The organism is Streptomyces sp. NPDC091287 (genome assembly GCF_044768525.1).
GTDB lineage: Bacteria > Actinomycetota > Actinomycetes > Streptomycetales > Streptomycetaceae > Streptomyces.
This window is the reverse complement of record NZ_JBIVUV010000014.1, coordinates 228325-253034: the sequence shown is the minus strand read 5'-3', so window position 1 is coordinate 253034 and position 24710 is coordinate 228325. Positions and strand designations below refer to the sequence as shown.

General features: G+C 69.5%; 19 protein-coding genes. 16 read left to right on the top strand and 3 right to left on the bottom strand.

Going from position 1 to position 24710, the window contains the following annotated elements; translation table 11 throughout:
- Nucleotides 1-172 precede the first annotated feature (172 nt).
- From ACIQRW_RS24575 to ACIQRW_RS24535, 9 genes are all read left to right on the top strand, one after another.
- On the top strand, nucleotides 173-550 hold the full coding sequence (locus tag ACIQRW_RS24575) for a cupin domain-containing protein (protein ID WP_403764049.1): 378 nt from the start codon (nucleotides 173-175) through the stop codon (nucleotides 548-550).
- Entirely contained in the window at nucleotides 547-1746 is a 1200-nt protein-coding gene (locus tag ACIQRW_RS24570) for a CaiB/BaiF CoA transferase family protein (protein ID WP_403764047.1), read from the top strand. Before ACIQRW_RS24575 ends, ACIQRW_RS24570 begins: the two co-directional genes overlap by 4 nt.
- Before the next feature lie 233 nt (nucleotides 1747-1979).
- Nucleotides 1980-2474 (top strand): flavin reductase family protein, encoded by a 495-nt coding sequence (locus tag ACIQRW_RS24565; protein WP_403764045.1) that lies wholly within the window; start codon nucleotides 1980-1982, stop codon nucleotides 2472-2474.
- A 99-nt stretch (nucleotides 2475-2573) separates the two neighbouring features.
- Nucleotides 2574-3698, top strand: coding sequence for a zinc-binding alcohol dehydrogenase family protein (locus ACIQRW_RS24560; protein WP_403764043.1), 1125 nt, complete (start codon nucleotides 2574-2576; stop codon nucleotides 3696-3698).
- A complete protein-coding gene (locus ACIQRW_RS24555; protein ID WP_403764041.1) occupies nucleotides 3695-5299 on the top strand; it encodes a bifunctional 3-(3-hydroxy-phenyl)propionate/3-hydroxycinnamic acid hydroxylase in 1605 nt (534 codons plus the stop codon). The genes ACIQRW_RS24560 and ACIQRW_RS24555 overlap by 4 nt, the downstream gene beginning before the upstream one ends.
- 172 nt (nucleotides 5300-5471) lie before the next feature.
- Nucleotides 5472-6716, top strand: a complete 1245-nt coding sequence (locus ACIQRW_RS24550) for an MFS transporter (RefSeq protein ID WP_403764039.1) — start codon at nucleotides 5472-5474, stop codon at nucleotides 6714-6716.
- Between the two features lie 171 nt (nucleotides 6717-6887).
- Entirely contained in the window at nucleotides 6888-8027 is a 1140-nt protein-coding gene (locus ACIQRW_RS24545; protein ID WP_403764037.1) for a DUF3500 domain-containing protein, read from the top strand.
- A 168-nt stretch (nucleotides 8028-8195) separates the two neighbouring features.
- Complete coding sequence (locus ACIQRW_RS24540) at nucleotides 8196-9110, top strand: fumarylacetoacetate hydrolase family protein (protein ID WP_403764035.1); 915 nt, start codon at nucleotides 8196-8198, stop codon at nucleotides 9108-9110.
- A gap of 400 nt (nucleotides 9111-9510) precedes the next feature.
- Nucleotides 9511-10239 carry a GntR family transcriptional regulator gene (locus ACIQRW_RS24535; protein WP_403764033.1) on the top strand — a complete coding sequence of 243 codons (729 nt, stop codon included), beginning with the start codon at nucleotides 9511-9513 and terminating at the stop codon, nucleotides 10237-10239.
- A gap of 151 nt (nucleotides 10240-10390) precedes the next feature.
- On the opposite strand, the gene ACIQRW_RS24530 is transcribed toward ACIQRW_RS24535, so the two are convergent.
- Complete coding sequence (locus ACIQRW_RS24530) at nucleotides 10391-11212, bottom strand: TetR family transcriptional regulator (RefSeq protein WP_403764031.1); 822 nt, start codon at nucleotides 11210-11212, stop codon at nucleotides 10391-10393.
- A 238-nt stretch (nucleotides 11213-11450) separates the two neighbouring features.
- On the opposite strand from ACIQRW_RS24530, the gene ACIQRW_RS24525 reads away from it, so the two are divergent.
- From ACIQRW_RS24525 to ACIQRW_RS24510, 4 genes are all read left to right on the top strand, one after another.
- Nucleotides 11451-13718, top strand: a complete 2268-nt coding sequence (locus ACIQRW_RS24525) for a CocE/NonD family hydrolase (protein WP_403764029.1) — start codon at nucleotides 11451-11453, stop codon at nucleotides 13716-13718.
- Between the two features lie 124 nt (nucleotides 13719-13842).
- A complete protein-coding gene (locus ACIQRW_RS24520; RefSeq protein WP_403764027.1) occupies nucleotides 13843-14394 on the top strand; it encodes a nuclear transport factor 2 family protein in 552 nt (183 codons plus the stop codon).
- Between the two features lie 216 nt (nucleotides 14395-14610).
- A complete protein-coding gene (locus ACIQRW_RS24515) occupies nucleotides 14611-15834 on the top strand; it encodes an acyl-CoA dehydrogenase family protein (protein WP_403764026.1) in 1224 nt (407 codons plus the stop codon).
- Between the two features lie 336 nt (nucleotides 15835-16170).
- The gene (locus ACIQRW_RS24510; protein WP_403764024.1) at nucleotides 16171-18540 is read left to right on the top strand and encodes a SpoIIE family protein phosphatase; all 2370 of its coding nucleotides are present in this window, start codon (nucleotides 16171-16173) and stop codon (nucleotides 18538-18540) included.
- Nucleotides 18541-18579: 39 nt separating this feature from the next.
- Here ACIQRW_RS24510 and ACIQRW_RS24505 read toward each other — a convergent pair whose 3' ends face one another.
- Nucleotides 18580-19848 carry an acyl-CoA dehydrogenase family protein gene (locus ACIQRW_RS24505; RefSeq protein ID WP_403764023.1) on the bottom strand — a complete coding sequence of 423 codons (1269 nt, stop codon included), beginning with the start codon at nucleotides 19846-19848 and terminating at the stop codon, nucleotides 18580-18582.
- Between the two features lie 807 nt (nucleotides 19849-20655).
- Between ACIQRW_RS24505 and ACIQRW_RS24500 the strand changes: the two genes are divergently transcribed.
- From ACIQRW_RS24500 to ilvC, 3 genes are all read left to right on the top strand, one after another.
- Complete coding sequence (locus ACIQRW_RS24500; RefSeq protein WP_403764021.1) at nucleotides 20656-21177, top strand: nuclear transport factor 2 family protein; 522 nt, start codon at nucleotides 20656-20658, stop codon at nucleotides 21175-21177.
- 162 nt (nucleotides 21178-21339) lie between these two features.
- Nucleotides 21340-22035: a hypothetical protein gene (locus ACIQRW_RS24495; RefSeq protein WP_403764019.1), complete on the top strand. Its 696-nt coding sequence runs from the start codon at nucleotides 21340-21342 to the stop codon at nucleotides 22033-22035.
- A 246-nt stretch (nucleotides 22036-22281) separates the two neighbouring features.
- The gene (ilvC, locus tag ACIQRW_RS24490; RefSeq protein WP_403764017.1) at nucleotides 22282-23283 is read left to right on the top strand and encodes a ketol-acid reductoisomerase; all 1002 of its coding nucleotides are present in this window, start codon (nucleotides 22282-22284) and stop codon (nucleotides 23281-23283) included.
- A gap of 263 nt (nucleotides 23284-23546) precedes the next feature.
- On the opposite strand, the gene ACIQRW_RS24485 is transcribed toward ilvC, so the two are convergent.
- Complete coding sequence (locus tag ACIQRW_RS24485; protein WP_403764015.1) at nucleotides 23547-24557, bottom strand: hypothetical protein; 1011 nt, start codon at nucleotides 24555-24557, stop codon at nucleotides 23547-23549.
- Nucleotides 24558-24710 lie beyond the last annotated feature (153 nt).

Sequence of the window (24710 nt, the reverse complement as noted above, 5' to 3'; positions counted from 1 at the left end):
ACCCGCAACGTTCCACCGCGTCATCCCGGCCAGCCGGCGGGCGCCCGGAGCCGCAGGCCCGCCAGCCCTCTCCGTGTGCGCCGCACGGCCGCTGCGGACACGGCCGGCTGTCGTCATCGTCTGCCATCGCAAGCACCTGGCCTGCACGCCCAGCCAGAATCGAGTGACCACCATGCCGATAGACATCACCCATCTCGATGAGGCCGCACGCTTCCAGCCCCCAGGCCACCACGGCGTCGGCCCCGTCCATCTCTTCGGTGGCGAGCGGTACGACGGCGCCGTGACGGCAGCCCTGTCGCACTACGTGCCCGGCGGGCGAGCGGACATGTCGCCCGTCGCGCTGGAGACGCTCTACATCGTGCTGACCGGCGCCCTGACCCTCATCGAAGCCGACGGAACCACCCATGTCCTGCACGCTCTCGACGGGGCTCGGCTCACCACCGGAACGCTCCGCGCCGTCGAGAACCATACGAATCTCGCCGCAAGCATGCTCGTGATCCGACCGAACCCGGCCGGCCCGTCGTTCAGCGCCCCGGAGGCCCGTTCATGACCGGATCACTCGCCCGACTGCTCGTCGTCGACCTGACGCGCGCGCTCGCCGGGCCCCAGGCGGCCATGATGCTCGGTGACCTCGGCGCCCGCGTGATCAAGGTCGAGAGTCCCGCAGGGGACGACACCCGTTCCTGGGGGCCGCCGTTCGTCCAGGCCGACGACGGCACCGAGGAGTCGACGTACTTCCTGTCGTGCAACAGGAACAAGGAATCGATCACGCTCAATCTGAAGCGGGACGAGGACGCACAGGTGCTCGCCCGGCTCATCGAGCGGGCCGACGTCCTTCTCGAGAACTACAAGCCGGGCGCGATGCAGCGGCTCGGATTCGGGACCGCGCGGCTGATGGAGCTCAACCCCCGTCTGGTGGTGCTGTCGATCAGCGGATTCGGCCACGACGGAACCGAAGCCGGCCGTGCCGGGTACGACCAGATCGCGCAGGGCGAGGGCGGCCTGATGTCCCTCACCGGACCGGACCCCGCTCACCCCCAGCGCGTCGGCGTACCGATCGCCGACCTGCTCGCCGGAATGAACGGCGCCTTCGGCGTCCTCGCAGCCCTGCGCGAACGCGACCGCACCGGACGGGGACAGATCGTGCGTACGTCGCTGCTGGCCTCCGTCGTCGCCGCCCACGCCTTTCAGGGGACCCGCTGGACCGTGGCCGGCGAGGTCGGCCGGGCGCAGGGGAACCAGCACCCGACCATCGCTCCGTACGGACTGTTCCGTTGCGAGGGCGGAAGCGTGCAGATCGCCTGCGGGAACGACGCCATGTGGCGGCGCCTCTGCGTGGCCTTCGGCCTCGCGGCGGACGACCGGCGCTACGCGACGAACGCCGACCGCCTGGCGAACCGGGAGAGCCTCACCGCACTGCTGGAGAACGTGTTCGCAGAGCTCGGGCCGGACGAGCTCCTGGACCAGCTCGCCGACATCGACATCCCGGCCGGCCGGGTCCGCACCCTCGACGAGGTCTACGAGTGGGAGCAGACCCGCTCCCAGGGACTTCTCGTCGACGTCGAGCACCAGAGCCTGGGGAAGATCTCGCTGCCGGGATCAGCCCTGCGGACGTACACCGTCGACGCCGATGGCGCCGAGACGGAGACGACCCGCGTCAGCCACCGCCCCCCACCCGTCCTCGACGCCGACGCCCAGGCCGTCCGGCGTTGGCTGAACACCCCGGCAGGCGCTCCCTCGGCCTGAGACCGGATCGCCGGCGCGGACCTGCCCAAGCGGAGCCCGCGCGGACCTGCCCGAGCGGAGCCCGCGCGGACCTGTCCGAGCGGAGCCCTGGAGCCCGAGCAGAGGTTCCGAAGCTCCCGAACAGAGCTTCTGACGACGTCACACAGCACCACCCTCCACAACCCACAACGCCCACACCCATCACGTCTGCGCCGGCCGGGACGGCCCGTACGCAGACCGAGAAGGAGATCTCGGTGAGAGATATCGAGCCGGTGCAGGCCGCCCAGCAGCTGCGGCAGGCCTTCGGATGTTTTCCCTCCGGAGTCACCGCCCTGTGCGCCTACCGCGACGGCGAGCCCGTGGGATTTGCCGCGAGCTCATTCACCTCCGTGTCGATGGACCCACCGCTGGTGTCGGTGTGCATACAACACACCTCCACGACCTGGCCCAAGCTGCGGGAGCGTCCCAGGCTGGGGCTGAGCGTGCTGGCCGAGGGTCAGGACGAGATCTGCGCCCGGCTGGCGAGCAAGGGCGGCGACCGGTTCGCCGGCGTGGACTGGTTCGCCTCCGAGGACGGCAGCGTCTTCGTGGAGGGTGCCACGCTGTGGCTCGACTGCACGGTCCAGGAAGAGGTCCCGTGCGGGGATCACGACATTGTGCTGCTCGGCATCCAGGGGCTCAGCGCGGTCCTCGACACCTCCCCCCTCGTGTTCCACGCAAGCCGGTTCCGGCGTCTGGCCAGCATTTGACGGGGGAGGGCGTCGTCCTGCCCGGACGACCGACGCGCACCGGCAGCACGAAGCGTGCCGGCAAACGATGGTGAGGAAGTGAGGCCAACGATGGAGAGCATGCAAGCGCCGGACGGTGCGCGGCCGAGCGGGGTCCCGGCAGCGGTCGTCGACGCTCCCGGCAGTGAACCGCGACTGGGTTCGGTCACGTTGCCGCCGCGTACGCCCGGCACCACGCTCGTGGCCGTGGTCGCGGCGCCGCTGAATCCGCTGGACCTGGTGATCGCCTCCGGGACGTTCCATTCGGCTCGCCACGAAGCTCCGTACGTGCCGGGCAGCGAGTGCGTGGGCGTCGTGCTCGACTCGGACCGCTATGCGCCGGGCTCCTGGGTCTACGGCGAGTGCGACGCGTCGCCGGACACCCCGGGTTCCTTCGCGACGCAGGCACTCATCGCCGACGAGGACCTCCTGCTGTTGCCTGAAGGCCTCGACCCCGTGCTCGCCGCGGCGGTCGGCAACTCCGGCACCGCGGCGTACATGCCGCTCGTCGAGGACGCCGGCCTGCGCCCCGGCGAGACCGTACTGGTTCTGGGAGCCACCGGCTCCGTCGGGCAACTGGCGGTCCAGGTGGCACACCGCAGCGGAGCGAGCCGGGTGATCGGCGTCGCCCGCGACCGCGCGGCCCTCGCACGCCTTCTCCCACTCGGCGCCGACACCGTCGTCGATCTGCGTGCCGACGAGAGCGTGGACGAACTCGCGGCCAGGCTGCGGGAGGTGGCCGGACCGGTGGACGTCGTCCTGGACGGCGTCTACGGCCTGCCGTTGGAGGCGGCGCTCCGGGTATGCGCACCACGGGCCAGGGTGATCAACATCGGCAACCCGGCCGGCGCGACCGCACAGGTGCCGGCCGGGCTGCTGCGCGGCAAGCAGCTCACGCTGTCCGGCTTCGCGGGCCTGCACACCCCGTTGTCCCAGAAGCGGCCGGCCCTCACCTGGCTCTGGAGTGCCCTCGCCCGCGACGAGCTGAAGGTCGACGTGCGTACCGTCGTGCTGGAGGAACTGCCGACGGCATGGCGGGCCCAGGCAGCTTCGCCGCACCACAAGTGTGTCGTCGTACCGCAGGGCGCCTACGGCCACGACGCAGGCCGGCGGGCCCGCACCACCCCGTGGGGGCAGGCCTCACCGTTCGACCAGGCGCCGATCGCCCCTGCGTACGGCACCGAGGCGGGAGGGCGGGGCGCATGACGACGCGACCGGATCCCACTCCCGCCGCGGACTTTCGGCCGGTGGTCGACTGCCTGGTCGTCGGCGGCGGTCCCGTGGGGCTGCTCACGGCCCTCCTCCTGGGCCGGGCCGGTCTGCGGGTGTCCGTCGTGGAGCGCTGGCCGGAGCGTTATCCACTGCCACGGGCGTGCACCATCGACCACGAGGCACTCCGCATCCTGCAGTCCGCGGGCCTCATGGACGACCACGCCGACTTGTTCGAAGCATCCCAGGGGGAGCGGGGCGGGTACGAGTTCCGCAACGGCGAAGGCGAACTCCTGCAGGCCATCGACTGGAACCGGGCCTCCGAGTCGGGATGGGCGAACACCAACGGCTTCTACCAGCCCGACCTCGAGGCGGCCCTCGAAGACATGGCGGTCGCGACGCCGGGCGTGCGGGTCCACCGCGGATGGACCTTCCAGGACGTGACCCAGGACGACGACGGAGTGTCCGTCCGGGTGGGCCGCACCGAGGACCCGGCGAAGACCGCGCAGGTCCGGTCGCGGTGGCTCGTCGGTGCGGACGGAGCCAACAGCGCGGTGCGCTCCCGGCTGGGCATCGAGACCGGTGACTCGGGGTTCCAGGCCGACTGGCTGGTGGTGGACTACCAGCCGCTCGCCGAGGAGAACTGGAGTGCCTTCGTCACCCAGTACTGCGATCCGGCGCAACCCGCCACCGCGGTCAACAGCGGTCCGGGCCGACGGCGTTTCGAGTTCATGCGCCGCGCGGACATGACCGTCGAGGAACTGGGCCGGGACAGCACGGCCTGGCGGCTCATGGCGCCCTGGGGCGTGACACCGGAGACCGCCCGCATGGAACGCCACGCCGTCTACACGTTCCGGGGGAGCTGGGCGCACACCTGGCGCAGGGGGAACGTGTTCCTCGCGGGCGACTCGGCCCATCTGATGCCCCCCTTCCTCGGGCAGGGGCTGTGCTCCGGTCTGCGGGACGCCCGTGCGCTCACCTGGCGGCTGATCATGGTCCACCAGGGGCTGGCGACACCGGCGGTGTTCGACAGTTACGGTCCGGAGCGCTCCGGCCACGTGCGGGAGATCATCGACGAGGCGGTGGCCGCCGGTCGCGTCATCTGCGAACTCGACCTCGACCGGGCGGCCGCACGGGACGCCGACATGAGGAAGCGGTCGTCCGATCCCGACGCTGTGACGCGGGAGCCTCCGCACCCGCGTCTGGGCGAGCCGTCGCTGACGATCCCGGGCAGGGACGCCGAGGGGCGGCTGGCGCCACAGGGACGCATTCGTACCGCTGACCGGGAGGGACTCTTCGACGATGTCGTCGGTGGCGGCTGGCAGCTGATCAGTCGTGCCGGGGATCCCGCCGCGTACCTGAGCGACGAGGACGCTGCCTGGTTCCGGGAGAGGGGCGGTGTGGTCGCCGACGTCTCGCGCGGGAGTGGCTTCCAGGACCTCGACGGAACCTACGCGCGCTGGTTCGCCGAGCACGGGTGCGAGGTGCTTCTCGCCCGGCCGGACTTCTACGTCTTCGCGGCCGGCGAGCACGAGGACATCCCCCGCTTCGTCTCACGTCTGCGTCAGGCGCTCCAGCCCGCGGCGGAAGCCAGGTGATCGACGATGGGCCCGCCGATCGCCCGGCCCGTCGGGACCCAGGTTCACACGCCGGGCGGCCAGGGTGGATACGGCTCCCCATCTCTCACTGTCAGGCCGACGGTCCGGTCACCGGACACGTCGGTGCGAGAGAGCGGGGCGCTTCCACAAAGGGAATCAAGGAGGATTCCGCATGACCATGGACAAGTCAGCAACGCTCATCCGGGCAGGCGAAGACCCATCCGATGGGGGCCGGGAGGCGACGGGGTGGCGTACGGCCATAGCGTCCGCGCTCGGGCTCACCGTCGGCCCCAGCGTTCTCACGGTCATGTCGTTCGGGGCGTTCATCGCCCCGCTGCACCGGGAGTTCGGCTGGGGGGTCTCCGAGATCGGCCTCGCTGCTTCCTTCCTCAGCATCACGGTCATGATCATCTCGCCGCTGCAGGGCTACCTGGTCGACCGGTACGGAGGCCGTCGCGTCATCCTGTGCAGCTCCCCGGTCTTCGGGCTGTCCCTGATGGGGATGTACTTCCTGCCCGACAGCCTGTCCGTGTTCTACCTGGCCTGGGCCCTCATCCCGGTCTGCGGCCTGGGCCTCTGGCCGGTCTCCTACCTCCGGCTCACGGCAGGCTGGTTCGAGCGCAGGCTCGGGTTCGCGCTGGGGATCGCCAACTCCGGCATCGGAGTCGGCACGGTGGTGGTTCCCCTTCTCACAGCTTGGCTGATCGGGGCGTTCGGCTGGCGGGCGGCTTTCCTCGGACTGGGGGCGGTCGCGCTCATCGCCTTCCCGATCGCGTTCTTCCTCATCACCGAACCGAGCCCGCGCAGAACGGATGTCAGCGCGAGTGGTGACACGCTGAAGGTCTCCGCGCGCAGGCGGCCGTTCTGGCTCATCCTGGGCGCGTTCCTCCTGCTCGGGCTGGTCGGTTCGTCCATCACGGTCTACCAGATTCCCCTGTTGCTCGATGCCGGCGTTCCGGAACACATCGCCAACCTGGTGCCGGTCGCGCTCGGGATCGCGCTCATCGTGGCCAGGGTCGTGACCGGATGGCTGCTCGATCGTTTCAAGGCGTCTGTGGTCATGGGGTTCAACCTCGCGGGCGGTCTCGTATCGGTGCTGCTCTTCGCGGCGGGACCGAACGTGGTGACGGGTCTCATCGCCGCGGCGCTGGCCGGGCTGTTGATCGGCGCCGAGTTCGACGTCCTCAGCTATCTCGTGCCTCGGCACTTCGGACGTATGGCCTACGGCAAGATCTACGGCATCGCGTTCTCGGCGTTCCAGATCGGCGGGGCGATCGCCGCGTCCGCGGTGAGCGCGAGCCGGGAGAGCTCGGGCTCCTACACTCCGGCGATGCTCACGCTGGCCGTCGTGTGCGTGGTCTGCGCAGGCATGTTCATGTGCCTCGGCCCGTACCGGTACGACGCGGCTCACCAGTGAACACGCACGAGAGCGCAGGAGCGAACCGGGCCGATGACGGCCCGGACTCGGCAGCACCACCGAGGCACTGTCCTGGTCCGGGCACGCCGGACAGCACACCCTGTCGTACGAACGAGCAGCATCACCACCCCACACACACAGACCCACCCACGAAGAACGGCAGGGAACGCCATGACGGCAACGCCACATCAGCATCCTGACGGTGAGCTTCCGGAGGCGCACCGGCCGCGGACAGGCGGCTCGTTCGACGCGACGGCGGTCACCTTCGCGGCGATGGGGCTGTTCGACGGACTGAGCGCGGAACAGCGTGCACGGGCGCTGCTGCCCTGGACGAGCCCCGACCGGACGCACTGGAACTTCCTGCCGGAGTCAGGCCGCCCGGGCGTGCCGCTCGGAGACCTGGACCGGCGACAGGAGGTGTTGGCGCACCGGCTGATCGCCGAGTCGATGTCGACCGCGGCGTACGCTCGTGTGGTCCAGGTGATGTCCAACGAGCACGTGCTCCGCGAACTGAACCAGCCCCTGTTCGGGCACGTCGCAGCCACGCTCCGCGACGCGCGCGGCTACTTCCTCGTCTTCTTCGGCCAGCCGCAGCCGGACACCACCTGGGGCTGGCGCCTGGTGGGTCACCATCTGTCGATCAACATCACCGTCGTCGACGGCGACCTGGTCAACGCCACCCCGTTCCTGCTCGGTGCCGAACCTGCCCGCTTCGGCCCCTTCCGGATCCTCGGAGAGGAGGAGGACGCGGCCTTTGTCCTTATGGACAGTCTCACCGCCTCCCAGCAGCAGCGGACCATCATCCATTCCCGGCCGCCGGCGGACTTCGTCACCCGGACCGTCGCGACCGTCGGCGAGGTCGAGTACCCCGCCTACCACGGGGTCGGCCGCCGCGACGCGATGATCACCGACGAGGACCGCAGGGCCCTGGCCTACTTCCGCGCCCATCCGCGGGGCTTCCGGGCCGGTGACCTCTCACCGGCCCAGCGCAAGCACTTCGACGAGCTGCTGGCCCTGTTCGTCGAGCGCGCCCGACCGGGCCTCGTGGGCTTCGAGATGGACCGGATCGCGGCTGCCGGGGGAGTGGAGGATCTGCACTTCGCCTGGGCAGGCGGCACCGCCATCGAGCAGCCGCACTACTTCCGCATCCAGGGTCCCGTCACGCTCGTGGAATTCGACAACGCGGAGGACAACGCCAACCACGTACACAGCGTCTGGCGTGACCCTTCCAACGACTTCGGCGCGGATCTCCTGATCCAGCACCTCCTCGATCACGACCACACCGGGAGACGCGAAGACGCCGGCGACTGACCGGGGGCGGAGTCCGGAGGATCTGCCGATCGCCAGGAACCCGGACGGCAGTGGCGCCGTCCGGTGCAGGATCACCGGCCGACGGACGGCCCGGTGCCTGCGGCGCGAGAACAGCAATGACCGACACGGGCCCCGGGGAACATCCCGAGGACCAGGAAGGGAAAACACATGAGGATCGTGGGCATCAGACGACCGCGTGCCGACTACGGGGTGGAGGTCGCGGCCCTCGCCGACGACGGCGGGGTCACCGTCATCGCCTCACTGGCGGATTTCTGGGCCGACCCGGCGGGACACCTCTCCCGGCCGCCCGCGGGTCCGGCACTCGACGCCGCGTCGGTCGAGCAGGTGCCGCCCGTGCTGCCCGACGCACGTGTGTTCTGCATCGGACTCAACTATGCGGAGCACGCCGCGGAAGGGTCGTTCCGCGACCAGGACCTGCCCCCCTATCCCACCCTGTTCGCCCGGTGGACCCAGTCACTCACCGTCGACGGTGCTGAGGTTCCCGTGCCCTCCAACGAGGAGGGCCTGGACTGGGAGGGCGAGGTCGTCGCCTGGGTGGGGGCACCGCTCGTCGACGCGGCACCCGAGGAGGCCCTGGCGTCCGTCATCGGGTACTCCGCGTTCAACGACCTGACCTCGCGCAGAGCGCAGAAGCTGACGTCCCAGTGGATTCTGGGCAAGAACGGAGACCGGTCCGGGCCCATCGGCCCGTTGGTCCCCGCTGCCGAGGTCGGCGACCTCGGCCAGGGCCTCAGGCTGCAGACCCGTGTCAACGGGGTGACGGTGCAGGATGCCCGAACCGATCAGATGATCTACACGGTCGGAGACACGCTGTCCCTGATCTCGCACACCCTGTCCTTGCGCCCGGGCGACATCCTCGCGACCGGTACGCCGTCGGGAGTGGGCTACGCCCGTAAGCCCCCTCAGCTCCTCCAGCCGGGAGACACGGTCGAGGTCGAGGTGGAATGTCTGGGGAAGGTGCGCAACACCGTCGTGGGCAACCAGCACCGATCGGCGGATGGCTCCTCCTCGCGCCGCCCTTCCCTCAGGGGTGTCGAGAATCAGCTCACCTCGAGGCGCTGACCTGGGTCGGCCAGGTGCCGAGGGTGTGCACGGGCACCGTGGGGTGCGCCGGCGCCAGTCGGCCCGGGCCGGTTCGCCCGGTGGGTACCCCCTGAACGGTCGGGTTCAGGGGGTACCCACCGGGCGTTGCCCTCCGCGGCACAGTCGGATCCGGAGAAGGCCCCGTCGCACGGTATAGCGACGGGGCCCACACCATCGGCCCAAATGTCGACAGCCTTGGTCAAGGGAGGGGCGTGTGACCCGCTCGCTCGGCCTGCATTTCCCGGGCGGATGCGGCCGGGGGAGTCACAGATGGCACAAGACGTCACCTGAAGTGTCGGCAAAGTGGTAGCCGCTTGTCGGCTACGGTTGTCCTTGCAGCTCATCCAGGCGCCCTGTGGACACGAAAGGCCGACACAACATGACAGCTCAGTCAGCCGAGGTGGCGAACGACCTCGCTCACCCCGACGAGGTGAGCAGGGCCCATCACACGCTGCGCCGCGAGATCATGCACGGCGACCTCCGCCCCGGCGACCCCCTGTCGCAGGTCGCGCTCGCCCGGAAACTGGGAGTGAGTCGCGGCCCTCTGCGTGAGGCGCTCAGGATTCTGCAGCGCGAGGGATTCGTCCAGCAGGAGTCCCAGCACCGCGCCCGTGTGACGACGTTCAGCAACGAGGACCTCGACGAGCTCTACGCGATGCGCATCACTCTCGAAGCGCTCGCGGTCGGGATCGCCGTACCGCGCATGAACGATGCGCATCTGGAGCAGCTCGACCGACTGCTGGAGGAGATGGACGAGAAGGCGCGCACGGGCGACGTCGAGCAGTGGGAGTGCCCGCACGAGCTGTTCCACCGCGCCTTGGTCCACCCGTCCGGTCCGCGCATGGAGCGGGAGCTCGCCCTGCTGTCGGATCACGCCACGCGCTACCGCCTCGCGTTCGTCTCGTGGAACCCGCTCGAATGGCGGGCGGAGACAAGCGCACAGCACCGCACGATCGCCGATGCGGTGAAGGCGCGTGACGCGAGTGCCGCCTCCCAGGCCCTGGCGGCTCATCTGGGCCGTACCGCCCTCGTCGTGCTCTCCATCGCCGCACCCACGTACGAGCCCGCGCGGATCCGCCGGGCCCTGGCTGTCGCCTGCGGTCAGTAGCTGCGCCGCCGCCGGCTCTGCTTCTCCCCGGCGCCCCTCATGCCGCACGGCAGGGGGACCCTGTTCAGCCGTCGTCCGCGGCCGTGGGCAGGTGTGTCTGGATGAGGTCCATCACGGAGGAGCCGGTGAGGGTGGTGACGTCGGGGTGGAGTCAGGCCCCGCCCCTGGAAGAGGGTGGGGCCACGGCCCGGAGGAAGGCCTGTGTGAACGTCTCGATGGTCTCGTCCGCCGTGGGCAGGTCTGCCGCAGCGACGCGGCTCGTCACGGGGCGCAGGAGGAAGTGCAGAAAGATGGGGCTGGTCATCTGCTGCGTGAGCAGCAGTGGGGGCATGTCACGGATACGTCCGGCAGCGGCTTCTTCGGCGAGCCATGCCCCGACTCCGGCCAGCAGGCGCGGGGTGACGCTCCGGAAGACCATCTGGACGTTCTCGTCACCGGGGCGGGCGAACACCTCCGCGAGGAGGGCCGGCAGGACCCGGGGCTCCCGTTCGAGGGCGTCGGCCAGGAGCCGGTAGAGCCGACGGACGGTGTCCTCCAGGTCGCCGCTCCGCCCGGCCAGGAAGGTCTCCATGTCGACGATGGGGCTGTGGCGCTCGAACACCGCGCGCAGCAGTTCGTCCCGCCCGCCGAACGTCGCGTAGAGGCTCGGCACGGAGCACCCGGCCGCGGCTGCCACTCGTTCGAAGGTCACCGTCCCCAGCCCCTGCTCGCTGATCAGGGCGGCCGTGGCCTCGATGGCACGGTCCTTCACCGGCTTGCGCCCTCCGGGTTCGACGCCTGCGGCGCGCAGCGCCTCGTCCAGGGCCTGGCGGGTGCCGCCCAGTCGGCGCAGCAGCGTGCTGCGGGAGACTCCGGCTTCCTGGGCGATGTCGCGCACGGTCACCTCCGCCGCGGGCACGCCTCGCGCGTCCGCGGCCCGGAGGGTGGCATCGACGATCTCCTGAGGGACAGGAAGTTCTCCGCTACTTGACATACTCCTTAATTTACGGTGTATTCGAGTATCAGTCCAGCGGGCTTCGAACTGCCCAGGACATGCGGGGCCTTGTTCTGAAGGCCTCATGGGCGATGCAGCCCCTCGGCAGAGCGGACAGGGCGACATGGACCGCCGCGACCGCCCAGCTGTCACGAGTTTCTCTCGACCCGGCTTTCGCAGGGCGTGGTTCCGGCCAAGGCGGACCACGCCGGCGCTCCGACCCCGAAAGCAGACAATCATGCTGCGTACAGGAAGGTTCGCAGGCCCCATCGCGGGGCTGCGATTCGAGACTCCCACGTGTGCGGGACTCACGGACCAGGACGGGACGTTCGCGTACCGGGAAGGCGAGACCATCGTCTTCTCGGTCGGGTCCGTCCTGATCGGCGCCGCGCGAGGAGCCGCACGCCTCACCCTTGCCGACATCGTCGCCAGGGTCGCCGGGAATCCAGGCAAACTCGCCGATCCGGGCCTGACCAACATCGCCCGCTTCGTGTACTCGCTCGACCTGGACGGCGACCTGGACGGCGGGGTCACCCTGACGCCCGCAATCCACGCCCTTGTGGGCGACCGGGTCATCAACTTCCGTAACCAGACGACCCTCGCACCGGGGCCGGCCGATCTCATCCGGGCGTTCACGGAGGATTCGGCCGTCACGAGGCTGCTCGACGACCTGAACCGGGCGAAGGTCTTCAGGGACGCCACGCCACGCACCCTCATGTCAGCAGCTGCCGCGCGCAACGAGGTACGCCGCAACATACTCGGGATCCGCCGATACCGGGACGTCAAGATCCCCCTGCGGAACGGCTCGTTCGTCTATGCCGACGTCTACCGTCCGGACCATGACGATCCGGTCCCGGTCGTCATGAACTGCGGCGTGTACGGCAGGGCTTTCGTCCACCACACCATCTGTGACGAGCAGGACGCCGAGCGCCACGAGGTGATGGAAGAGCGGTACTTCTCCGGCAATCCCGACGGATACGAGTACGAGAACCACGAAAGCATCAACACGGCGACGTGGATCCCGCGCGGTTACGCCCTCGTACGCGTCGACAGCCCCGGGGCAGGCAAGAGCCCGGGCACCCTCGGCATCTGGGGGATCGACGAAGCCGAGGCGTTCTACGACGCGATCGAGTGGGCCGGGGTGCAGCCCTGGTCCAACGGAAACGTCGGTCTGTGGGGCATGTCGTACTACGCGGTCAACCAACACGCGGTGGCGAGCCTTCGACCGCCGCACCTCAAGGCGATGATCGCCATCGGAACGGATGCCGACCTCTACGAAGAGGTCATCTACACCGGAGGCATCCTCAACGAGGAGTTCTTCCCCTTCTGGTTCGAGAAGGGGATCGCGCCAGCGATCTGCGGCGAGGCCGACGCGAAGGACTTCCTCGCGATGGCCAGGGCCAATCCCTTCAAGGACTCCGATCCCTCAGCGGTCTTCGGCCCGCGGTCCGAGGTCCTGATGAGTCCGGACCTCAGCGAGGTGACGGTGCCCCTCTGGACGGTCGCGGTGACGACGCACCCCGCCCACTTCCATCAACTCGGAAGCAGCGAGACCTATCTGAGCACGCCCACGCGGAACAAGAAGATCGACTTCTGGGAGGACTGGTTCATGAAGTCCTACTCCGCCGAAGCGGTCGAGGAGCACGTGGCGTTCTTCGACCACTGGCTCAAGGGAATCGACAACGGGATCATGGACAAGCCACCCGTACGCCTGGAGATACGGACCGGGCGAGGTGCGTCGTACGTCCAGGAGGAGCAGGAGTGGCCGGTCGCCCGCACCCGGTACGTCAAGTGGTACCTGGACGCGTCGCCCTCCGACCTGGACGGGCGCATCCCCAGCGGCAACGCGCTGCGACTGGCGGCCACGGCCCCCGAGGCCGAGCGGTCCGTGACCTATTCGGCCCAGGTGGACCCGAAGGCCCCCGTGGTGCCGCAGGCACCGGTCGCCGGGCAGTACGCCATGACCATCTCCCCCTGCCGCCACGGCGCCACCTTCATCAGTGCGCCGCTGGAGGAGGACACGGTGCTCGCCGGCTACAGCAAGCTCGTGGTGTGGGTGGCATCCACGAGTGAGGACATGGACCTCTTCGTGGCTCTGCGCGTGCTGGACGAGGAGAACAGGGAAGTCGACTTCAGCGGCCCGGCGGTCATTCCCGGCGTGTCCACCCATCTCTATCCGCTGGCCAAGGGCTGGCTCAAGGTGTCGCACCGCGCCCTGGACACCGAGCGGTCGACCGATTTCCGGCCGAAGCACACGCACCTGCGTGCGGACCACGCCCCGCTGCGAGACGGCGAGATCGTGCCGGTGGAGGTGGAGATCATCCCGAACACGGGGCTGCTGAGGAAGGGCCACCGCATCCGGCTCGACATCCAGCCGTACACCGGGGTCGGTCACGGCAACCGGCACGCGTACGACGCGTCCTGTCACGACGGCGCGCAGAACACGATCTTCACCGGCCCGGAGTATCCGAGCTATCTGCAACTGCCCGTGCTGCCGCCCCAGTGACGGCAGTGGCAGGAAGAAGCGGATGAACAGGGTGCGCCGGCCGCGCCCGGTTCCGCTCGACCGTCACCGCACAACACGTCGTCCTGAGCAGCCGAGAGAGCGAACCGAGAATGGGGAGAACCTGATGGACATCGAGGAACTGAGCGCCCGAGCGGAGATCCACGACGTACTGCTGCGCTACTGCCGCGGCCTCGACCGTGTCGACATGAGCCTGGTCCGCGGCGCCTTCCATCCCGATGCGTGGATCCAGTTTCCCGAAAGCCTGCATGTCGGCCCGGTGGACGGCTTCGTGGAGTTCCTGGCGGGGGAGATGCCGCGGTTCGTCCGGACCATGCACTTCCTCGGGAACAGCCTCATAGAGTTCGACGGCCCTGACGCCGCCCACGTCGAGACCTATTTCCAGGCCGACCACCAAGGCTCGGAAGAGCATCAGTGGAAGCGTGAAACCGTCAAGCTGTGGGCGCGCTACCTTGACAGGTTCGAGCGGCGGGACGGGAAGTGGCTGATCGCGCGCCGCGGAATGCTCGTCGAGTGGATGTACAGGTACCCGGCGGACGGGTGGTTCGACGATCACCCCGACGCATCGGTGGGACGGCGCGACGGCAGCGACCCCAGCCTCCGGAGAGTCGGGGGCTTCGGCGGGACGCCGTTGACGGACCGCGCGTGGCCCGCCTGACCCGAGGCCTTCCGGCGCGCACAGAGCGTCGTGCCGCGCCCTCTCCGCCACCGGACAGCCACGCGCGCCCCGCCGGCGCCCGGCCCATGGGGCGCCCGTGACCACACGGCGTCGGGCCGGACGGCGTCGGGCAGGACACTGAACCGTTTCGAGCATGCCCGGCCGCCGGAGACCGCGTCCGGTGAAGGCAGCTGGGCGACCCAGGAGATCATGACGATGACAGCCAGGACAGACACCGATCGGCCGCAGGCCCAGGAGATCCTCGCCCGCCTGGAGGAGCTGCGACCCTGGCTCCGCGAGCATCAGGCCGACGCGGAGCAGCAGCATCGCATCCCTCAGGAGACCATCGAACGTCTCGACGCGGCCGGCCTGTTCGCCTTGACCACGCCCAGGCGGTACGGCGGCGCGGATTTCACGACCCGCGAACTGCACGACATCTACCGGGTGCTGGGCGCGGGGTGCGGAGCGACGGCGTGGATGGTGTGGGCGGCCGCGGGAGGCAATCTCTGGAGCTTCTCCTTCGCCGACGACGTCATGTCGCCGGTGTACACCTCGCCGTGGACCGGTAACCGCACCTTCGCGGTCGGGGGCACCAGCCGTCGCATGTCGGGGACGGCACGGCAGGTGGAGGGCGGCTGGATGGTGCGGGGCGCCTGGCCGTTCGCGACGGGAAGCGTGCACGCCTCGCACGGCTTCCTGGCCGTCTTCCACGACGAGACCGACGACGCGAAGGTCGGAATGGTGCTCGTACCGAAGGAAGAGCTCGTCGCCCGCGACGACTGGGATGCGATGGGCATGGCGGCCACCGGCAGTCAGACCGTCGCGACCGACGGCGAACTCTTCGTCCCCGACGAGCGCTTCAGTACTCCTCAGCGGCTCACGGCCCACATCGCCGAGCTCACGGAGCAGGGGCTGGGGCCGCGGCGCGGCGGACTGGCCCGCTCGCTCGTGACGGGCACGGGTGTGGCACTCGGCATGGCCGACCACGCCATGGAGGTGTTCCTCGGAGGAGTCGGAAAGCGGAGCATCCCGTACTCCTCGTACGCCAGCCAGCGCGACGCCCCGATCACCCACCTCACGGTCGGCCGCGCCCACGCCCGGATCCACGCGGCGGGCCTGGTGGCCGCCGCGGCGGTGGCCGAGCTCGACCGGCTCGACTCCGAGGGGGCGGATCCCTCGGAGCGCGAGGTCGTCCGCTTCCACACCGACGTCGCCTACGTCTGGGACGCCTGCGGTGCCGCGGTCGAGACGCTCTTCCAGGCGTCCGGAGCCTCGGCGATCATCAAGCGCCGGCCGCTGCAGCTGATCGCCCGTAACTGCCGCGCCGGCAGCCTGCACGCGGCCCACAACATCGATACCTGGATGGAGAACTTGGGCCGGGAGTTGTGCGGGGCCGAGGCCGGTCCCGCCTCGACCAGCGTGCTCGAACGGCGGTCGTAGAAGAGAGAAGTCGGGTGGCGGCGCACCTCGCCGACGCCCTCGCCTCCTCACCGCCCGACGTGGGCCCGGGCGGTGAGGGTCCAGCAGGCCGCCCGGCCACCGGCGACCGCCGTGGGCGGGCGGCGGGTCGCCGGTGGGCCCCCGAGGCCGAGGCGTGATGCCGCACATCGTGCCCTGCCGGGCGCATGGAATGCAATTAGATGGGCGCTATGCTGTTATTCCAGACTAATGGTCGATCACGCCCCCACGCGCGGTACGGAACGCCGCAGGCAGGCGAAGGACCCGGCATCGCGCCATGATGGGTCCACCGACCCGATGGGAGGCGGTGACGGCATCATGGCAGTCAGCAGGGCCGAAGACCGCGCGTCGCCGACCGAGGTGGCGGCCGTGCTGATCGATCGTCGCGGTGTCGTGACCGGCTTGTCCCGCGCCGCCGAGGATCTCCTGGAGCGACAGGCCGCGGAGGTCCTGGGACGCTCCGTTCTCCGGTTGCTGGCCGATCCCCGCGCCGACGGCATCTCCGGCGGGCTGCCGGACACAGGTGAGATCAGCCTGCTCTGCGGTTCCGGAGAGGCGATCACCGTCTGCTACCGCGCCGAAAGGCTGCGGAGCCCCGAGCCGACACTGATCCTGGCCGCCCCGGCGGACCAGGCTTCCGGGGCCCAGTGGGGCGGGGCCGTGGCGCGAGCCCTGCTCGGCCAGGACAGCATCGGTTTCGTCCTCCGTGACACCGATCTCGCGGTGGTGCGGGCCAACGTGAGGCACGGCGCGTTCGCCGGACTTGGCCTCCGCCCGGGCAGCCGCCTGGCCGACGTGATGCACGCGGCCGACGCGGCCGGCGTCGAAGCCGCACTGCGGGGCGTCCTGACGACAGGTGTACCCCTGGTCGCGAGCGAGCAGCGAGTGAGGTCCGCCCGGGCGCCGCACGGCGACTGGTCGCTGTCCGTGTCCGCCGTACGGACGGAGGACACGCGGGGGAGGCCCACGGGCGTCGCCGTCCTGTTCACCGACGCCACGGAGCACTGGCAGGCCGAACGCCGACGCGAGCTGCGCCATCGTGCGGCGGCGGACATCGGCGGCACGCTCGACGCGAGCAGGACGGCGGAGGAGATCGTCCAGACGCTGGTGCCCGACTTCGCCGATCTCGCCTGGGTCGACCTGGCCGACGCGGTTCTCCAGGGTGACGAACCGCCGAAGACCTTCGGCGGGGGCGATCTCCACCTCCGCAGGGCGGCCGGCCGTGCCGCGCGTGGCCCGTGGCCGGCCGGCATGCTCCGGTTCGGCGAACCGGTACCGTCCTTTCCCGACCTGCCCATGATCCGTGAGCTACAGGAAGGCCGCACCATCGTGACCGACCGGGTCACCCTGGAGGGGGGCCTGGCCAATCCGGGCCATGTGCGACTCGCGGCACCCGACGGCGGCCACTCGATGACCGTGGCCCCGCTCTTCGCGCGCGGCCTGGTGCTGGGGGTCGTGGTCGCCTGGCGCATCGATCGGACCGAGCCCTTCGACGAGGAGGACGCGGCCCTCTTCACCGAGATCGCCGCTCACGCGGCCCTGGGTGTGGACAACGCCCGCCGCTACACCCGGGAGCACCGTGCCGCCGCCGCACTCCAGCAGCGCCTGCTGCCGCAGACGTACACCTCCACCCGGGTCATGGAGACGGCGGGCGCGTACCTGCCCGCGGGAGGCGGAGCCGAGATCGGTGGCGACTGGTTCGACGCGATCGAGCTTCCCTCGCTCCGTACCGCCCTCGTCGTCGGAGACGTGACCGGCCACGGACTCCACGCCACCGCCACCATGGGGCGACTGCGTACCGCCGTGCAGACGCTGGCGGATCTGGAACTGGCCCCCGACGAACTGCTGGTCCATCTCGATGACCTGGTCACCCGCCTGGCCGGCGAGGCGGACCCCGCACACCACGACATGGTCGGCGCCACCTGTCTCGTGGCCGTGCACGATCCGGTCACCGGGCGCTGCACGATGGCCGCGGCGGGCCACCTGCCGCCGCTCCTGGCCGTGACGAACGGCCGTGCCGCGCCGGTGGCCGTCCGGCCGGGGCCGCCGCTCGGCGTCGGGAGCCTGCCCTTCGAGACGACCACCGTCGACTTGCCGCCGGGCAGCGTCATCGCCCTGTACACCGACGGCCTGCTCCAGCGATACGGCCCTGACATCGACAGCTCCACGCGAGACCTCGCGGAACGGCTGACGGAGCTCCGGCGCCAGGAGGACGCCCTTCCCGCGCTCGCTCAGGCCCTGATGAACGACGCCGGCGGGCAACCACAGCCCGACGACGCCGCCCTCCTCCTCGCCCGTACCTCCGCGCTGGAGGAGGACGCCGTTGCCTGCTGGGACTTCCCGGCCGACCCGGCGGCGGTGGCCTCGGCGCGAGCGGCAGCGACCGGAAAACTGACCGAATGGGGACTCGAGGAGCAGGCCTTCGCAACCGAACTGATCGTCAGCGAACTGGTCACCAATGCCGTCCGGTACGCGGGCGGCCCCGTGGGACTGCGCCTGATCCGCGCCGACGTACTCCTGTGCGAGGTCACCGACCCGAGCAACACCCAGCCCCGCATGCGCCGCGCCCGCACCACCGATGAAGGTGGCCGTGGGCTGTTCCTGGTGGCCCAGCTCAGCCGCCGCTGGGGGAGCAGATACGGACTGAACGGCAAGACCATCTGGGCCGAGCAGGAACTGTCAGGATGAGGCCGGTCCGACGCGCAGGGGAGCCATCCCCCCCACCGCTCAGGCTTTGCCCGGCGTGACCGGGGCGAAGCGGTCGAGGGTCGTGATCCCCGCGAACTTGTGCGGCTGGACCCCGGCCATCAGCCTGCCGTAGTTCTCGGAGAGAGCCTCGAGGTTGAGGGCGCCGTGCAGCGTGATCACACGTGCGTCGCGCCAGGCCCGCTGGATCGGTTCGCTCTCCATGATCGCGGTCGATCCGGAGTTCCTCTGGATGAGCTCGATCGCCTCCGCACACCATGTGGCCGCGTACGCCGTCTCGACGAGGACCCGGGCACTGAACATCTGCATGTACTCCGGATCGGCCGGCGTCCCCGCTGCGGCGAGCGCCCCGAGCCGGTCGGTCTCCTCGGCGTTGGCGCGAGCCGACAGGGTCGCGGACTGGATCTTGGAATGCACCTGGGCGAGCATCAGGTGCGTGGAGGGCGCTTCCAGTTGGTTCTTGTACGTGGTGCCGCGGATCGGCCGGCCCGCGGAACGTACGAGGAACCTCTCCAGCGCGCCGTGCGCGAGGCCGATGGACATTCCCGCCATCAGGCTGAAGGCCCAGCCGAGTGAGGGCGCCTTCCACAGGGAGCCCTTGAGGCCGTTGTCGATCGTCCCGGCCGCGATGTGACGGAAGTCGACACAGCGGTGATCGGGCACGAAGAGTTCATCGCCCACGAGGGTGAGGGAGACACTTCCGGTGGCGCGCATTCCGGCGACCTGCCAGTCGTCGAGGGAGCGCAGCTCGTCCCGCGGGACCTGAACGGCCAGCAGGTAGGGCCCGTCGCCCTCGTCCGCGATGCAACCGAGATTGGTGAAGGGCGCCCAGAGGGAGTCGCTTCCGAAGGTCCAAGGGCCGCCGCTGATGACCCAGCCGCCCTCGACCGGCTGTGCGCGCCCCTTGGAGGCCGGGAAGTGGCTCGAACCGGCGACTCGCGGTCCCACCCATTCGGATCCGTAGACCTCTTCGACGACGCGTGCACCCGAACCGGCGGGAATCCAGTTCGTGGAGGCTCCCACCCACACGCTCCATCCGCACGAGCCGTCCCACTTCGCGACCTCGGAGACGACGTCGAGCTGTTCCCGGACGGTCAACTCGTGGCCACCGAACTCAGCAGGGCTGCCGATGTCGAAAGCACCGGTGGCGGCCAAGTCGGCGATGGTCTCGTCCGAGTGGCGTCCGGCGCGCTCGGCGTCGAGCGCACGCTCGCGCAAGGTGGGTCCCAGTGCGCGAACCCTTGCGAGGATCGACGCCAGTGCCTCGGACGTGTCGTGGGTCGCAACCATCGTGGTCATCTCCTGTGCTTCGTTCCTATGGGGTGGAAAGCCGGGTCTGCGACGCCTGGTGTGTCGGCGCCCGGTGTCCCGAGGCCACGACCGAGCTCCCGGTGACACCTGAACCAGGGCGGTCGTACGGCTACGGTCGGACTCGTCGCGACGTGACGCACGGTGGTGTCTCAGCGAGGAAGACACAAGGGCGTACGTTGATTCCGTTGTGCCCGGTCCGGTCCTGGGCACGGACGATCGACGGCTCCCGGGCCGTGTGTCGTCGTCCGCGGCACCCTCGGCCTGGATCACGAGGTCGGTTCTGTCGTAGGGCCTACCACCGGCACCGTAAGAGAAGGCACGCAAGAGTGTCAACATTTTCTCCTGGCTGATCCCAGTCCTATCCGTCGCGTGCAGATGAGTCGGGGTGGCGCCCGGCTGGTCGGCCCCTGCGTCTCTCCTTGTCCCATACGTACTCACGGCCGGACGGGGTCGGGTCACTGCCTGTGCGCGCCACCGGCTGCCCAGTCGTCCACCGGGAGGCGGGCTGTTCGGCCTACTCAAAGTGTTGACAGGTCTGTCGTAGCTCCTGATGATGGTCCCCATCTCCGCCACTCGCTCCGGCCCTGGGTCGTTGTGCGGGAAAGGTGCGGCCCGGGTGCCGGGCGGCCGAGGCGCGATCCCCTTCGGTGTTGTGTGCCTGTGCCGCGAGGCCGGTTCGACCGGCCTCGTCGCGAGCTGCCGGCATGGAGGCGACGCGATGACATCACTGTGCGGCGGGCGGCGGTCCCGGCCGGCATTCGCTTATAGACGACGAGGAGCGCAAGCATGGCTGAACACGACAAGGCCGCGATCATCGAGGTCCTGAACCTCTACGGTCTCGCACTCGACGCTCACCAATGGGACCTGTTCGACCGCGTCTTCGCGGAGGATGTGACAGCGGAATTTGGCCCTGCCGGGAACGCGTGGTCCGGCCTCGCCACCTTCAAGCGCTCGTTCGCGGAGTTCCACGAGAGCCTGACCGGTCATCAGCACACGATGATGGGTCATCTGGTGCACGTCGACGGCGACAAGGCCTACGCCTTCAGCTACGGCAACTGGCTTCTTGTGCGCGAAGGCGCCGAGGGCGGTCCGACCTGGCAGGGAACGGGCTGGTACGACGACGAGCTCATCCGCACCGACGAGGGGTGGCGCATCCGGCACCGCGTCTGCCGACTGATGTCGTGGACCGGCAACCCCTCGGTGCCCGAGCCGAACGCCGAGCACCACCCCGACATGGAGACGAACGTGCTGCGCGAGCACAGCGAGGCGGGGAAGGTCGGCTTCCTCAAGGCCATCCAGGCCAAGTAGGGGACCGGCGGGCCGGCTTCTGCGCGCGCTGGTTCGGCTCGTCCATCGCCTCGCGCATGTCGTGTCGACCATCACCGCGTCCGAGTCCTTGACGGGAGTCGAGCACGCACTTCTACTATTGCGAATGTGAGTACGCGTTCGCATCCCAGTGAGGTTCTGAGAATGACTGACAGTCCTACTTCAGCACCGGCAGACGTGGCACTCGTTTCAGGGCCGGCGGGCGCCGGGAGCATCGACGACTTCGAACTGTTCTACGCACGCCGAGCGCTGGGCCGCTTCCGTGCGCGGCTGGGCCGGCAGGGACTGCTCGACCTGTTGGCCGCGGACATCGACGAAGGCAACGCCTTCCTGCGGGAAAGCGCCCATGTCTCGGGCGGCAGCTTCGCCGGGGGGACGACGGTGCTCTCGACGAAGGGCCTCGGGGCGGGTGAGTTCGTCGCCTGGATGGACAAGGCGTTCGCCGACGAGGAGGTGCTCCTTTCGGCGCAGCCGGAGCACTACGTGATGGTCGGCCAGACGAACGGCTCGGTCCATGTGGTGGAGAACGTCGGCCCCCACATCTGCTCCTTCTACCTCGGGGACTGGGCAGCGGAAGCGATGGCCTGGGCCGACGACGCGGACGAGCTGCTCCCGAAGGCCGATTTTCCGTACAGGAAGGCCACGAATCTCTTCCTCTCCGACGGCACGGTCGTCGGGCGGGTTCTGATCCAGTTCGGCGAGACCGACGAGGGCTTCACCTCGAGTCTCACCGTCTACCTGCCCACCTCGTGCCCGCGGGACGTCCTGGAACACCACCTCCGGCACTTCGCCGTGGAGTTCAGGAACTGGATCGTCGCTGCTGCGGCGGCTCGCAGTTGACCACGTGACGTGCTCGGGCCTCGCGTCCCGGGTTCGTCACCCGCACGCCGTGCCACGACGGCACACCCCTTGGGCCGAAGAGGCGGCACGGGCCTGGCAGGGCGATCCGTATGTTTCGCCCTGCCAGGCCCGTGACTTCGGGACAATCGACCAGGGACGGCCTTCGGGTACCCCTCAGATCTTCCTTCCTTTCCCCTCGCCGGCATGCGGTGGGGCGCGACACCTGCACACCAAGGAGAAGACCCAGTGGCCGAGCTGTTCTACGACGACGATGCCGACCTGTCCATCATCCAGGGCCGCAAGGTCGCGGTTCTCGGATACGGCAGTCAGGGCCACGCCCACGCGCTGTCGCTCCGTGACTCCGGCGTCGACGTCCGCGTCGGTCTGCACGAGGGCTCGAAGTCCAAGGCCAAGGCCGAGGAGCAGGGCCTGCGCGTGGTGACCCCGGCCGAGGCCGCCGCCGAGGCCGACGTGATCATGATCCTCGTCCCGGACCCGATCCAGGCCCAGGTCTACGAGGAGTCCGTCAAGGACAACCTCAAGGACGGCGACGCGCTGTTCTTCGGCCACGGCCTGAACATCCGCTTCGGCTTCATCAAGCCGCCGGCCGGCGTCGACGTCTGCATGGTCGCCCCCAAGGGCCCCGGCCACCTGGTCCGCCGCCAGTACGAGGAGGGCCGCGGCGTGCCGTGCCTGGTGGCCGTCGAACAGGACGCCACGGGGGACGCTTTCCCGCTGGTCCTCTCGTACGCGAAGGGCATCGGCGGCGCCCGGGCGGGCGTCATCAGGACGACCTTCACCGAGGAGGCCGAAACCGATCTGTTCGGTGAGCAGGCTGTCCTTGCCGGGGGCACCGCCGCCCTGGTCAAGGCCGGTTTCGAGACGCTGACCGAGGCCGGTTACCAGCCCGAGATCGCGTACTTCGAGTGCCTGCACGAGCTGAAGCTCATCGTGGACCTCATGTACGAGGGCGGCCTGGAGAAGATGCGCTGGTCCATCTCGGAGACCGCCGAGTGGGGCGACTACGTCACCGGCCCGCGCATCATCACGGCCGACACCAAGGCCGAGATGAAGAAGGTCCTCACCGAGATCCAGGACGGCACCTTCGCCAAGGCCTGGATGGCGGAGTACCACAACGGTCTGCCCAAGTACAACGAGTACAAGAAGGCCGACAGCGACCACCTGCTGGAGACCACCGGCAAGGAGCTCCGTAAGCTCATGAGCTGGGTCGACGACGAGGACGCGTAAGCCATCGTCCGAAGCTCACCCGACTGCGCAGCTCGACGTGGGGTGAGCAACCCGAGCCGTCGTTGAGCGCCCCACGTGCCGACATCAAGAACGGTTCGGCATCGGAGAGGCCGCCACGTGTCACCCATGATCCTCGCGGCATCGGGGCCGGCCGTATGACGCGCGGAACGGCTGCGCCAACGCCTGAAGTCCTCGCTGGGAAGACCTTGTCGCGCTGGTCGACACGCTCACCGACGCGTCGGCAACAGTCCTCGGCCCTCACGTCAGGCGGTGGCGGCAGCGGTGGCGGTCTCGGGCTGAAAGGAGGCCGAGCGTCTGCCGCGCCGGTCTGCCAGGAAGGCGAGGGCGATACCGAAAGCGACCCAGGCGGCGAGGGTGAGGGTGGGAAGGCCGGCACCTGCGCTGTCGAAGAAGCCATTGGTGCGCAGGAGGCTGCCGGCAGCGCCCGGGGGGAGCAGTTGGCCCAGCATGGCCCAGCCGTCGGGGAGCCAGTGGGGGCCGGTGGCGATACCTGAGAGGGGATTGCCCAGGAGCATCATCAGAGCGCTGCCGAAGGCGAACCCCGCCATCCCGAAACGGGCTTGGAGCCCCAGGAGGGTGGTGGACATGGCGGCCATGCCGAGGATGACTCCGAGGGCGGTCATCCCGTAGCTGCCCCCGATCGAGTGTGTGGCGAACTGGAGGACGGCGACGACGGCTGCACCCGCCACGACGGAGAAGAGCAGAGCCCCTGCGATACGGGTGCGCAGTCCACGGTGGCCCGGAAAGAAGCTGCTGAGTATCAGGGCGGGGAAGATGCCACCGAAGATCATGGGCATGAGCGCGGAGGTCAGCCCGGTGCCCCGGGGGTCGTCCTCGGTGAAGGGCACCAGATCGTGGACGGATGCCTGCTTGGTGTGCTGCGAGGCGACGGTCTCACCGAGTGCCGCCACGGCGCTGGTGGCGGAAGGGGCACCGGCGGTGGCGGTGTACACCTCGACGCTCTGCTCGGTGACGACGATCCCACCGGCCACATCGCGGCCCTCGACCGCGGACCGGACGTCCGCTGGCGTCTCGTAGACGCGAATGTCCCACGCGTCCTCGTCGACGTTCTCCCGGAGGTCGCCGACGGTCGACGGTGCCCCGGTGATCCCGATGGGGACGCGGTGCGGGCCGCTGTTCAGCGAGGGCAGCGCGAACGCACAGAGCATCGTGGTGATCAGGGCTGCCAGGCCGAGGACGACCAGGACCAGTTTGCGTTTCGTGCCGGGCGGCGTGGAGTGTCTGGGCATCATTGAGTCCTTCTGTGCTTCCTGCGGTGCGCGGAGAGGGCGGAGCCCTTTCCGGGGTGGGGCGGTGGAGAAGGCGGGATGAGTGCCGCGCACCCGAGTCCCCGTACGCCGAAGCACGGTCCGGGCCGTCCTCGTCGGCACGTTCTTCAGGCATCC